Source organism: Belliella baltica DSM 15883 (genome assembly GCF_000265405.1).
Lineage (GTDB): Bacteria > Bacteroidota > Bacteroidia > Cytophagales > Cyclobacteriaceae > Belliella > Belliella baltica.
The window spans coordinates 402,344-415,214 of the sequence record NC_018010.1; the positions used below are offsets into that span (position 1 = coordinate 402,344).

General features: G+C 34.7%; 10 protein-coding genes. 5 read left to right on the forward strand and 5 right to left on the reverse strand.

The annotated features are described in order from the left end of the window. Positions 1–61 precede the first annotated feature (61 nt). Complete coding sequence (locus BELBA_RS01910; RefSeq protein ID WP_014771065.1) at positions 62–613, forward strand: hypothetical protein; 552 nt, start codon at positions 62–64, stop codon at positions 611–613. An 80-nt stretch (positions 614–693) separates the two neighbouring features. Beyond that, a complete protein-coding gene (locus BELBA_RS01915; protein WP_014771066.1) occupies positions 694–1,776 on the forward strand; it encodes a PAS domain-containing sensor histidine kinase in 1,083 nt (360 codons plus the stop codon). Here the strand turns inward: BELBA_RS01915 and BELBA_RS01920 are convergent. From BELBA_RS01920 to tilS, 5 genes are all read right to left on the reverse strand, one after another. Beyond that, complete coding sequence (locus tag BELBA_RS01920; protein ID WP_014771067.1) at positions 1,773–3,443, reverse strand: mechanosensitive ion channel family protein; 1,671 nt, start codon at positions 3,441–3,443, stop codon at positions 1,773–1,775. The two genes, BELBA_RS01915 and BELBA_RS01920, sit on opposite strands and share 4 nt — an antisense overlap. 37 nt (positions 3,444–3,480) lie before the next feature. Then, a complete protein-coding gene (locus BELBA_RS01925) occupies positions 3,481–6,204 on the reverse strand; it encodes a hypothetical protein (RefSeq protein WP_014771068.1) in 2,724 nt (907 codons plus the stop codon). 104 nt (positions 6,205–6,308) lie between these two features. Further along, positions 6,309–7,247: a malate dehydrogenase gene (gene mdh, locus BELBA_RS01930; RefSeq protein WP_014771069.1), complete on the reverse strand. Its 939-nt coding sequence runs from the start codon at positions 7,245–7,247 to the stop codon at positions 6,309–6,311. A gap of 195 nt (positions 7,248–7,442) precedes the next feature. Next, positions 7,443–7,967 (reverse strand): Crp/Fnr family transcriptional regulator, encoded by a 525-nt coding sequence (locus tag BELBA_RS01935; RefSeq protein WP_014771070.1) that lies wholly within the window; start codon positions 7,965–7,967, stop codon positions 7,443–7,445. Then, complete coding sequence (tilS, locus tag BELBA_RS01940; protein WP_014771071.1) at positions 7,964–9,286, reverse strand: tRNA lysidine(34) synthetase TilS; 1,323 nt, start codon at positions 9,284–9,286, stop codon at positions 7,964–7,966. The genes BELBA_RS01935 and tilS overlap by 4 nt, the downstream gene beginning before the upstream one ends. 50 nt (positions 9,287–9,336) lie before the next feature. On the opposite strand from tilS, the gene BELBA_RS01945 reads away from it, so the two are divergent. From BELBA_RS01945 to BELBA_RS01955, 3 genes are all read left to right on the forward strand, one after another. Beyond that, entirely contained in the window at positions 9,337–10,959 is a 1,623-nt protein-coding gene (locus BELBA_RS01945) for an OstA-like protein (RefSeq protein ID WP_014771072.1), read from the forward strand. A 183-nt stretch (positions 10,960–11,142) separates the two neighbouring features. Continuing rightward, positions 11,143–11,853 (forward strand): T9SS type A sorting domain-containing protein, encoded by a 711-nt coding sequence (locus BELBA_RS01950; protein ID WP_014771073.1) that lies wholly within the window; start codon positions 11,143–11,145, stop codon positions 11,851–11,853. A gap of 72 nt (positions 11,854–11,925) precedes the next feature. Further along, positions 11,926–12,861 (forward strand): outer membrane protein assembly factor BamD, encoded by a 936-nt coding sequence (locus BELBA_RS01955; RefSeq protein ID WP_014771074.1) that lies wholly within the window; start codon positions 11,926–11,928, stop codon positions 12,859–12,861. Positions 12,862–12,871 lie beyond the last annotated feature (10 nt).

The window sequence follows — 12,871 nt, forward strand, 5'->3', positions numbered from 1 at the left end:
ATTCTCGGACAGATCATATTGCCCATTTCAACATAATTATTCTTTTATCTAAATCTTTTTTATGATTGTTACAAATTTTGACTTTGATACACAGCAGTCAAGAGCAAGAAGAATTGCTTCGGAGATGATCAAAAATGGCCTTTATTCTAGATTTGGACTTAACTCAATCAAAAGACTAGATAAAGCTTACCTTGGTTGTCTTGGAGAATTGGCATTTGCTCACTGGTTAGAAGAAAAGAAAATAGCTTATAAAATAGACAATAAGGGTTTCGAAAACAGAAATTCTGATGAATATGACTTTTTGATTAATGGAAAAAAAATCGATATAAAAGTAGCGCTAAAATCCACCTTAAACCCACCAAATGACAATTGGACCTATGGATATCCTCAAGAGCAAAATCCCCTTAGCAAAGATTTTGTTATCATCGGGTGGATCGATTTTACTAGAAGTGAAGTTGGATTTTATGGTTGGTTGACCGGGCTTCAAATCAGTAAATCACCAATAGTTACCAAAAATAGCTTTAGAGGATACCATTATAAAACGCCCAATCATGAATTTAAGTGGGGATTGATGAACAAAGATTTCGAGAAATTAATCGACAACTTATTTTAAACTCTACTTTATGTTTCAAGTAAAGAATGTATGTTTGTAATATCACCCAAGAGCTACTAGAAAACTTATTTTAAGTGAAGATGGAAAACAATCTGAATTCAGAAATTCTACACAAACTTGACATTTTTTTCGAAATCACTCCAGATCTTTTTTGTATTGCAGGGTACGATGGCTATTTTAAGCGTGTCAACCCTGCTGTAAGCAAACTCCTTGGATACAATGAAGAGGAGCTTTTCAATACTCCAATCAACGAGTTTGTACATTCTGATGATAAAGAACTTACCGCAAAAGCTCGTAAAGAACTTACTAAGAAAACTCCTTTACTTAATTTTGAAAATAGGTATTTGACAAAATCAGGAGAAACAGTTTGGTTGTCATGGACGTCAATGTTTCTTGAAGAGGAAAAGTTGATCTTTGCTATCGCAAAAGACATCACTTACAAGAAAAAATTAGAAATTGAACGCAACCTCTTATTATCAAACTTAACTTCTATCAACAAAGAATTAGAAAATCTCACTTACAGAACAACGCATGACTTAAGGTCACCTGTCAATAATTTTTTATCTATTTTTAATTTAATTGACCTGAGCAAAATCAAAGATGAAGAAAATCTCGAACTGCTAGAATTGTTAAAATCGTCTAGCGAGAATTTCAAAAAAACGCTTGACAACTATGTAGATTTATTAAGTAAAAGAAGTTCAACGGAAAACAAAATTGAAATTATCCGATTCGACTTTACTCTAGATAAGATTATGGAGTCGATTCATTCCCTAATCCGAAGTTCAAATACAAAAATAGACTTTGTCTTCTCAGAAGCTGAAGAAATAGTCTTTAACAAAGATTATCTAGAAAGTATTTTTCTTAACCTAATCACCAATTCCATAAGATATTCTCAGCCAGGAATCCCCCCAAATATCAAAATAAAAAGTTCGAAAAACGGAGAAAACACTCAATTAACCGTAGAAGACAATGGTCTAGGGTTCGATATGAGCAAAGTAAAGGATAAAATTTTTGGACTCAATCAAAAATTCCATTCACATGAAGACAGTAAAGGCATAGGCCTCTATCTTATTTACAATCAAATCACAAAACTTAACGGAACTATAGAGGTGTTAAGTGAAGTAAATGTTGGCACAACATTCATAATTAATTTTCGATCTTAATCTTTATTTTCCTTTTTTGTCAACTCTTTATCCAAAAACTCTTGAAGCTTAGCTTGATAAGCCTTAGCGTCTGGATTGTAATCCGGCACAAGGGTCTTTTTATCTGGGAAGCTTTCCATATGTAAAGTCTGCGTAGGAAATGCAAAACGAACACCTAGTTGGTTAGCCAAGGTAACGATAGAAATTAAAAGCTCATGTCTTGCTCTCAATTCTTCCGTCCAATTCGGCACTTCAAAAAAAACGTAAAACATCACATCTTGGCTAAATGAAGAGAGATTATTGAAATAAATGTTGTAATAATCCTTTCTCGTATCAGGATGATTTTCTACGATTTTCCTTAGCCCATCGACAAAAGTCTGTGTCAAATGAGGTGGAGTATCATAAGTAATTGTCAAAGTTGTATAAAACCTCCTGTATTGTCTAAGCCCATGATTATCTATTGTAGCGTCGGCGATTTTTCCGTTGGGAATATACATGACAGAATTTCTAAAGGTTCTGATCCTAGTAGATCTAAAGCCAACTTCCTCTACCGTCCCATCTACATCACCTGAAGTAATCCAATCTCCCACTTGAAAAGGCTTATCAATGAAAATCATTATTGAGCCAAAGAAATTCTTAATGGTATCTTGAGCAGCCAAAGCAAAGGCAAGTCCGCCAATAGAAAGTCCTGTCAAGAAAGGAACAATATCAACTTGTAATCCCTCTTTGAGGACGTAAAGCGTACCGATAATAACCACAAAGGCTTTGAGCGTTTTTCTCAAAAGTGGCACGAGCTGATCGTCAAGAGTAGATTCTGTTCTCTCAGCCAACTTTGCAAAATACATCGCTACAATATCGACAATTTTATAAAATACAATCGTGACAACGAATGGCTTTGCTGCATTCAACAACAACAATACCCAAGAAACTACTTCTATCGGAAGTTGAAGAATTTTTATAAATAAAGTCGTCAATAAAATAATGAAGTAAATACTCGTAATTTTCGCAACTGGCAAAAAGTAGTTCTCCCCTATATAGCCATAACCAAATTTGTCCAAAGCATACAAAAGCCCCTTATCTAAGATTAGTGTAATAACTTTGTGCGATAGGAATAAAATCAAAATCAGAAAGAAAAGTCCTACCAATTGCCAAAAGTGTAAGCCTAAATAAAATTCATTTCCAAGTTTAGGCAAGATATTGAGCAGCTTATCAGTTCCATATGGATAGGTCTCTTTATGTAAACTTTTTATTTGATCAACAGTAAATTTGCTAAACTTCCATTCACCTTCCTTTTTTTCTAAATAGACCCCTGGTAGAAGTCTTACATCGAAGAAATATCTTGACTGATTATTATGTAAAGAGTCGATGTAATTGGGGTCATTAGGAATTTCATTGAGTTTGACATACACCCCATTACCATCAAAAACCTGCTTCAATTGAACAGCTAATCTCTCAGCTTCCGCTTGAGTTTGATCCGTGAGACGAAGCGCTTCTGCTGCAATATTTACTTCATAATTATCTTCTCTTAAATTATAAAAAAAAGTCAATGTGGTAGAATAAGGCGAGGTAAAACTTTGCAACTCCTCAGGTGCTATGGGGATCTTGTTTTCATCTAATAAAACTTGATCTTGTGCAGCTAAATGTTGTAGAACAAAAAAAGAAAGTATGAATAGTAAATTGAAACGCATTAAATTTGATTTTTTTTCAGATGTAAAGGTAAGAATTCTAAAGTGGGAGCTTGTACTCTATAAAGGTATTTGCAGAAGTAGCAAAAACGCTATATTCATTTTTACTGTTTGAATATTTAATCTCTACTTTATTTTTTGAGCTTATCGGCAATGTATTTAATAATTGACCTTTGAGATTAAATAAGTAAGTGAATTCTTGAATCGGATCCACGATCACCAAGATATTCTTGTCCCCACCAAAGGAAAACAATTGAAACTTCAAGTTCTCTGCATAAATATTGTAATCGAACAAGACGTTATATTCAGAGTCCATTGCCGTTATTTTATTGTATTCGTGGACAACATAAATAAATCGATCATCTTTTTGATCTTTAATCAAGAAAAATTGACTTTCAGGATCAGGTCGCATCAGCTGATTTCTGTAGGCAATCTCTCCTTGAAAATTCACATTTACGATTTCACCGCTTTGAGTCACGGTGACAACCCTGCTTGATGAAGCACTGCCTCTTTCAATGATTATATAGTCAGAGTTTTGCTTATCCCCTAGCTTGATTGGCGAATCCAGCATTGCTTCACCTCTTCGGTTAAAAAAATATAATCTCCCATTTTCAGTAAGTGCCAACATTTGGTCTCCTACCCCTGCGACTCTATGATGTGCAGGTTTTACTGCCAAATTAGATTCAATCCTTTTAGGATCCCAGCCGTCTAAAACATCGCCGTTTTTATTGAGTATATATAATTCTGCTTGATCTGTTCCGACAAAAAATCTATAATCTCTATTGTCATCATAATCAACAAGATTCAAATGGGTTATTTTTCTATCAGGTATTTCGAGTGGATATCCCGATACGAAACTTCCTAATCTATCAATGATATAGATGCGACTTTCAGTCGCAAACAACAATTGAAGCTTGCCATTTTTATAATAATCTACTTGGAAAATGTCAGAAATTATTGACCCTTCCAAAGTTTGAGAAAATACTATCTCACCCTCTCCTGACAAAAGATGTACTTGATTCAACTCATCTTGAACTACAAACTCAAAACTTCTATCATTGAAATTTTGAATACTCTGGGGTCCATAAATCAAGTTGTCTCTAAACTGTACAACTCTATTCTCTGTAAGTGTCACACTACTCACTGCATTGATAGGATTTTCTGAATAGAGAATATCGATTTTAGTTTGATTTTCCTTTTCAGTATCACCAATACCCAAGGTAAGAATGTCTAAAGAGCGAAGTTGAGGAGCATATTTTTGAAAAAATACTCTCCAATTCGGCGAACTCATCTCTTCTAAACTATTCCAAATCCTAGGAACATTGACTACAAAATTAAATCCTGAATTTTCAGATAGACTAGCAGAAAGCCTCTTTTGTGTCAAACTTTTCCCCCAAGTATTATCAGCATTGATATCATCTAAAAAGATTTTCATCGACTTACTGCTATTCGCAAAAACCAACATTTCATCAATACTTGTAATGTATGTTTGCGGGAACCCTAAAAATTTCCCATTAAAAAGATGTGCAGGAAAATCCTCTAAATTCAACACAAAAATTTCTTTTTCTTGATAATAATCAATCGGTATCACACCATCAGAAAAACTATCTGCTCCTTTATTAAACTCTTTGAGTAAGTCAATCTGAGTTGCTAATTCTTCCGTCTTGATTAATAAAATTCTATCTTCATCTTGGTTGGCTATCGTTTCAAAAATCATAAAAGTCATTTCTCCAGATAGCTTTTTGAAAAAATCCTTTTGGAGCAATTTTATTTCTATTTCCCCATTAACTGTGGCTTTCCCTTGAAAATTCTCATTATTAAGCATGCCAAGCATATTGGAATCTCTTAGGTTATACTGAAATAAAACTGCGGTTCTATTTGGGATAAAGTTTATTAGTTTTTTATAATCAGAATCTCCAGGAGTGAAATTATATTTTTCGCCATTTTTGAAAAAAGTGTTTCCTAGAAGGCTAAATTTCCCTTCAGAAAAAAATATTTCAAAATTACCTGATATTTCGTTTTTAGAAAACTGCTGGATAAGATTCAAGTTTTCGTCTCTGCTGATTCCCGCAAAAAACTTAGATAAGCCTTTACTTGACAACCTAAAAACCCCTAAACCACTAGGTTTTCTTAGACTTTTGAAAAGCTCTTGATTCGCTGATTTAAAATTTTCTTCCGAAGAATTTTGAAAGAGCCTAATCGCCTCTTCCACCAAAAATGAAGTATAGCTTGCAACGATAATATTCCCTATTTTGGCATAAGAAAGTATCCTATTCAAATTCACACTTTGAAACTCGTAAATAGGAACAGCGCTGTAATTTCTTGTAGTAATTTGAGAAAGTTCTGGTAGATTTTTCTCCAAGGACTCGATAAATGACTGATCTGAGCCATTCTTAAATGAAAGTGTGAACAAAAAATCAAACTCCTCTTTCCCTACAGGATGTAACGAAACCACTAACTGATTTCCTTTCAAAGATCTGTCGAGATTTCCTGATCTTCCAACCAAGCTATCGAGCGAGACTAATTGTCTCTCAGCATTTTTAACGGATGGAATCTCTGTCAATCTTGTCCAAATAGGTTGGCTGACAAGTTGATTCCAAGCCATCACTGGCTCTTCTGTTTCAAATACAAAAATAGCATCCTCTGAAACAACTTCAAGGGCATTTTTCTCCCCATTCCATAGGGTGCTGTTATAAAAAAAGTAACCTCCTATAGCAAAGGCAATAATTAAGATCGCAATTAAGATTTGTTTGAAACTAGGCACTAAACTGGGTCTTGGTTAGGTAGATTAACATCAGTTGATAAATATAAAAACCTAAAAGTCCCGATCAAAAAACCGGGACTTTTAGGTTGAAAAACAAGCTCAAATTATTTGCTTGACAATTTGTCTAAGACACTCATTACTTCTTTTACATGTCCTCTTGAGACTTCAAGAAGTTCTTTTTCTTCAGCATTGAGGTCTAATTCAATTACTTTTTCGACACCGTTCTTTCCTAAGATTACCGGTACGCCTAAGTAGCAATCATCGATTCCATATTCGCCTTCCAATTTGATACAAACAGGGAATACTCTTCTTTGATTTTTCAAAATCGCTTCTACCATTTGTGCAGCAGCTGATCCTGGCGCATACCAAGCAGATGTCCCCATCAATTTCACCAATTCTCCACCACCGAATTTTGTTCTTTCGATGATCGCATCTAAAGTATCTTTGGCGATAAGCTCAGTCACAGGAATACCCGCTACTGTAGTATATCTAGGAAGTGGAACCATCGTATCACCATGTCCACCCATCAAGATTGCTTGGATTTCTTTTGGAGAAATATTCAATTCCTCGGCAATAAATGCTCTGTATCTTGCAGTATCTAGAATTCCAGCCATACCAATTACCTTTGCTCTTGGAAGTTTGGATGTGATATGTGCTTGATAAGTCATCACATCAAGTGGATTAGACACCACGATAATGATCGCATCAGGAGAATGTTTGATTACATTTTCTGTTACAGACTTCACAATTCCTGCATTAGTCTCGATCAAATCATCTCTCGTCATCCCTGGTTTTCTTGGAAGACCTGAAGTGATGACAACTACGTCAGAACCTGCAGTTTTTGAATAATCATTGGTACTTCCGACAGTTCTGCTGTCATATTGGTTGATTGGAGCTTTTTGCCAGATATCTAGAGCTTTGCCTTCTGCAACACCTTCTTTGATATCTACCAAAACGATTTCTTCAGCAATCTCTCTGTAAGCTAATACATCTGCGCAGGTCGCTCCTACGTTACCAGCTCCAACTACGGTTACTTTTGCCATGATTTATATGTTTTTTTATTAGTTTATTGAATTTTTCAAAAGTTGCGCTAAGTTATTAAACAAAGGACATTTAATGAAGGATTGACTCGGAATACTTGTTCATGACTGAAAATGAATTGCTAATAAAATATAGATGATTTACTACAAATTTTAAACCCATGTTATATGAAAGCTAGGATAAAATTTGGAATTAGCTTATGATTCACTATCAAACATCTGCGCCAAATTGAAAAAGCCAAAGGAATTCTGATAGGACTTAAATAGTTTCTGATTGTTTTGATTATAAAACTCTGATAAAGAAGTCATCATTTTGGCTTTGATCTTTGGATGGGATTCAAAAATTTCTTGCACAGAGAAGTGAGGAATCACCATCAGTTCCGCTTCTTCTGAATCCACAATTGCGGTATAAATTCTTTTGGTGTTTTCCAATAGTGAATTCTCTCCAAAAGCCCCTCCTTTTCCAACATCAAGAATTGTCTCAAAAGTCTCCAAAACATCTACTGTCAACCTTACATGTCCTCTTCTCAAAATATATAATGCTTGACTTGGGTCATTTCTAAAGAAAACCACCTCATCTTTCACATATTTTCTATTGTGAATAGTCGGGAGAAACCGTGCCATCTCTGAATGCTTGAGTCGTTCAAAAAACTTCACTTGAGACAGAAATTCAAAAATCGCAAGTTCTGATGCTGTGAATGTCTTTGAAAATGGATTGATCATGATTTTCTTTTTTTGAAGTATAAAACTTTTTTGGTACTCGAATCACACTTGAATGCGTCGCTAATTCTGTAACCAATTACCCAAGCAATTTCTCCCTTCGAACAAAGCACTGAGACAGATTTTTTTTGAATCAAAGGGACTTTTAAATCTATCAAAAGATCGGAAACTTTCTTTTCATTTTTCATACCCAAAGGCATAAATTTATCTCCAAGCTCCCAACTTCTGATAGTCAATGGATAATCAAGTTTATCAAAATCCAACATGGCATTTTCTGTGTTCTTATCCATTTCTGTTGGAGTATTTAAATGCAAAATATCATAGCTTCCAGATTGGAGTTGCATAGCAATTGCGGTGTCATCTAAGTGTCTTTCTTGTTCCTTCAAGTCATATTCTCCAAGAATAATCATCTCTCTATCTATGTTTACCATGTATTTGCCAGCGTAAAAAGACTTCCCTGATTCATCTTTGGGAATTGAATTTAAAATTTCAACCACATCAGAATAACCAAACCCATAATCTCGCAACCAATAATAAATCATAGAATGCTTCCCTGGTAAATTGGTCACAGCAAGGGTTTTCAAATATTGAAACGCACCTTCCTCAATGATGTTCTCTACTTTCCACAAATTGAATAGATGAAAAAAAGCTTTCCCGGTATCTTTCATCCTATGAAAACTGTCCCCAAGTGTTTGCAAAGCATCAGGAAAACCCGATTGGAGCTGCGGAAGTATTTCATTTCTTAAAAAATTCCTTTTGTAAATACTCTTTGCGTTGCTACTGTCTATTCTCCAGTGAAACTTATTGTCCACCATAAACTTTTCAATCTCACTTCGGCTAAAGGAAAGCAATGGACGAATCAAAAAATCTCTCTTTTCTGCCATTCCATAAACGCCTTCGATACCTGTTCCCCTGAGTAAATTTAGCAAAACAGTTTCAAGCTGATCTTCAAAATGATGCGCTACTATGACACCTGCATAAAACCCTTCTTTCATCAGTTTTTCAAACCATTGATACCGGAGATCACGCGCTACCATTTGAGTAGATTTCCCAGGTTTATCAAAATCTTTTGGATTTGCATGTTCAATAAAAAGAGAGACATTCCAAAACCTAGCCATATCTTTGATAAAATCTTCATCACCGTCGCTCTCCTCATTCCTTAGTCCAAAATTATAATGTACCAAGGAAAATTGAATACCAGCGGCATGAAGTAAATGTCCTAGACAAACACTATCGACTCCGCCACTAATCGCAAGCAAATAGCGTTTATTTACATCAAAAAGATTTTTTGATCGTATATATTGGATAAAATGATCAACCATAACCCAAAAATACCATTTTTGCTTAATTTTGTCGCCGACTTACAAATCAAATGATCAAAAACAGCGGAATTATTTTCCTTCTTTTCCTTCTTTTTTCAAGCACAGTTTTCTCCCAACAAGAAACTATGCTCGAGATCCAAAAAGCTGATCGATTGATCGGGAGCTCTGGATTTCAGCGTTTATTAGGGAATGCAGTGATGCGACATCAAAATTCATTGATTTATTGCGACTCAGCCTACTTTTATGAAGAAGAAAATATGGCGAAACTTTTTGGAAACGTGAGAATCGTCGATCAAAAAGATCCTGTCACTACTTCTAGTAGATATGCAGAATATGACGGAAATACGAGAATTGCAAAGCTGAGAAATAACGTAGTTTTCAAAAATGAATCCACCACTCTTTATACAGAATTTTTGGATTACAACAGAGAGACCGGAATCGCAAATTATTTCAATAATGGTAAGGTGGTTGATACCACAAATGTTTTGACCAGTAGTAATGGAATCTACGAAACCACAATCGAAAAAATCACCTTCACTGAAAACGTAATTTTAGTAAATCCAGATTATACGCTCAAAACAAACTTCCTTATTTACCAAACCATCCCAAAAACAGCAGAAACAGTAGGTTTGACTAATATTGTATCAGCAGAAGGAAATAAACTTAACGCTCAAAAAGGAAGCTACTACAACACTGAAAATAAGCTCTTCCGTTTTTACGATGGGGAAGTTGAAACAGAAACATCTCTTGTTTATGCCGAAAATCTCTTTTACGATGAAAATAAGCAGTATTATGAAGGCAGGGGAGACGTAAGTGTATTCAATAAAGAGCGAGAAATTGAAATCTTTGGGGAGGAAGGTAAATATTGGGAAGACAGAAAATATAGTCAAGTATATGGCAACGCTTTGGTTCAAAAATACTTTGAATTAGACACCATGTTTATGATTGCAGACACTTTGATTTCGCAGGATAGCGAATTGGAGACTGAAAGGTTTTTGCAGGCTTTCTACAATGTAAGGCTTATCAAATCTGAGTTAGCCGGTCGCGCAGATTCCTTAACATATATTTATTCTGATTCTACCATTCACCTTTACCAAGACCCCGTAATATGGAATGACAAAAGTCAAATTACTGCTGACAGCATAAGAATTTTGATTGCAAATGAAGAATTAGATAAAGTTTTTCTTACACAAAGAGCCTTCAATGTCACTAAAGACACACTTGGAAATTTCAATCAATTGAAAGGCCGAAAAATGGTGGGCACTTTTAACGAAGGAGAAATTCAGAGACTAGACGTTACAGGAAATGGCGAGTCTTTGTATTTTAATTTACTAAATGACAGCACCTTACGAGGTGTAAACAAAAGTGTCTGCGCCAACATGATTATGTTTTTTGAGGAAGGAAACGTCCATAAAATCAACTACCTCATCAAGCCAGAAGGACAGTTTACTCCTCCACATCTACTTAAAGAAGAAAATAAGCAGCTTGAAGGTTTTACATGGAGAGAGGAAGAAAAGCCAACTATGGAAATGATCTATGCTTGGAGAACTCCAAGAACTAGGAAAAGATTTAATGAAAACTTATTCAATATTCCTGATATCATTATCCCTTTACCCACTGATAATGAAATACAAAAATCTATAAATGAAAGGTTGAAAAACAAAAACAAATAGTTCCCCAACTGTTCACTTAATTTTATCGAATTTTAAGAAACGCTATTTTTTGAAAAAAATTTTATTTTGGTTAACAAAATTTAACCCGTATTTCTTTTGATGCTCAAACCTATTAGGTAAATTTATACGTAATAGTTAATTAGAGTTCTGAATCAGTCTGAAAGCTTATTGATAAAACTTAACATGAAATCCTTATTTCTTTTATGCGCATGCTTTTTCTTGCTGCTTCCCATTCAATCGGAAGCTCAGGTTCGTGTGCTGTCAGAAAATATTGAATTCAATGGTAAAATTGGAGCAGCTCAACGAAAATCACTTATTCTTCAAAACGAAAGCAATCAAAAAAAAGAATACAACTTAAGATTCTTGAGAGGAAATATAGGAACTTCTCAAAATATTAAAATTTGTATTGGAGATACATGTTTTGACCCTAGGAAAGAACTTTCGAAAATAAAACTTCCGCTTAATCCAGGTGAGATTGTTACAGATTTGTATTTGGAATTAGATTTTGGAATCGTTGAGACCAAAGGTAACTTCGAACTACATTTCATAAATCCAGAGAACAACAGAGACTTGTTTGTTATTGAGGCTATCTACAATGTTTCAAATCCCAACGCAGACGTGAATGAAGTGGATCATAAAGATATTTCTATAGGAAGTGTATATCCAAATCCAAGCAATAGAATTGCTCAGCTTGATTACAATTTCAAAAACCCAAAAGCAGCAGCAAAAATCAGCATCAACAGCTTTATAGGCAATCCTGTTGCAGAATTCAGACTCGACCCAAGACAAAAAACATTAGTAATGAATATAGAAGACCTCAGACCAGGTGTTTACTTTTATACATTATTTGTTGATAATAAAAATATTGTCACCAAAAAACTCGTTGTCGAATAATGTGAATCGCTTAGGTGTTAATCCTAAGTTTGATACAAATTAATAATCCCTTATATTTGCACCTTGAAAATTATGAAAAAATCACTCCATTATATTCTACCTTTCTTTTTATTAATTCTGATTTCCTCTTGTGGCAATTTCTACAAGCTGGAAAAAAGCACCAATTGGGAAGAATTATATGAAGCAGCAAATAGCTACTACGAGGCAGGCGAGTATAATAAAGCAATCATCCTGTATGATAAAGTACTTCCCGTAATTAGAGGAAGTGAAAGAGCAGAATTAGCAGATTTTAATTATGCCTATTCTCATTTCAGAACCAAAAGGTACATCGAAGCTGCTGGCTATTTTAATACCTTTTACCAAACTTACAACAGGAGTCCCATGGCTGAAGAAGCTATGTTTATGAATGCATATTCTCTTTACTTAGACTCACCAGATTACAATTTAGATCAAAGAAGCAGTAGAGATGCTGTGAATGCAATTCAACTATTTATCAACAAATTTCCAGAATCTGACTCTTACGAGAGAGCGATGGCAATGATTGATGATCTTCAAAAAAGATTTGAAGAAAAAGCTCATCAAGAATGTAGCATGTATCTAAGATTGACTGAGGGGCTTTATCCAGGAGATTTTTACAAAGCATGCATCATCAATTTCCAGAATTTTGCTAAAAATTATCCAGATAGTAAACACAACGAGGAACTTGCCTACAAACTTGTAGAAGTATCGGCTGCATATGGTGAACGAAGTGTATTTAACAAAAAGGAAGAGCGTCTTAAAGAGGCATTCGCTTTTGCGGAACAATTCAAAAGAAAATATCCAAATAGTCAATACTTAGGAAAAGTTGAAAGTATTGTATTGAGCGCTACAAGAGAATACAACACACACTTAGCACTAAAAAAGGATTTTGAGGAAAGAATGGCAAAAGCCAAACTTGAAGAAGAAGAAAAAGCACTCTCACCAGAAGGTGAAGTAATCAAATCAATTCCAATTACTGAAAACAATTAATTAATATATA

Coding starts and splice junctions, on each gene's coding strand:
- BELBA_RS01910 (WP_014771065.1), top strand. CDS start 62: ATGATTGTTACAAATTTTGACTTTGATACACAGCAGTCAAGAGCAAGA.
- BELBA_RS01915 (WP_014771066.1), top strand. CDS start 694: ATGGAAAACAATCTGAATTCAGAAATTCTACACAAACTTGACATTTTT.
- BELBA_RS01920 (WP_014771067.1), bottom strand. CDS start 3,443: ATGCGTTTCAATTTACTATTCATACTTTCTTTTTTTGTTCTACAACAT.
- mdh (WP_014771069.1), bottom strand. CDS start 7,247: ATGGCAAAAGTAACCGTAGTTGGAGCTGGTAACGTAGGAGCGACCTGC.
- BELBA_RS01935 (WP_014771070.1), bottom strand. CDS start 7,967: ATGATCAATCCATTTTCAAAGACATTCACAGCATCAGAACTTGCGATT.
- tilS (WP_014771071.1), bottom strand. CDS start 9,286: ATGGTTGATCATTTTATCCAATATATACGATCAAAAAATCTTTTTGAT.
- BELBA_RS01945 (WP_014771072.1), top strand. CDS start 9,337: ATGATCAAAAACAGCGGAATTATTTTCCTTCTTTTCCTTCTTTTTTCA.
- BELBA_RS01950 (WP_014771073.1), top strand. CDS start 11,143: ATGAAATCCTTATTTCTTTTATGCGCATGCTTTTTCTTGCTGCTTCCC.
- BELBA_RS01955 (WP_014771074.1), top strand. CDS start 11,926: ATGAAAAAATCACTCCATTATATTCTACCTTTCTTTTTATTAATTCTG.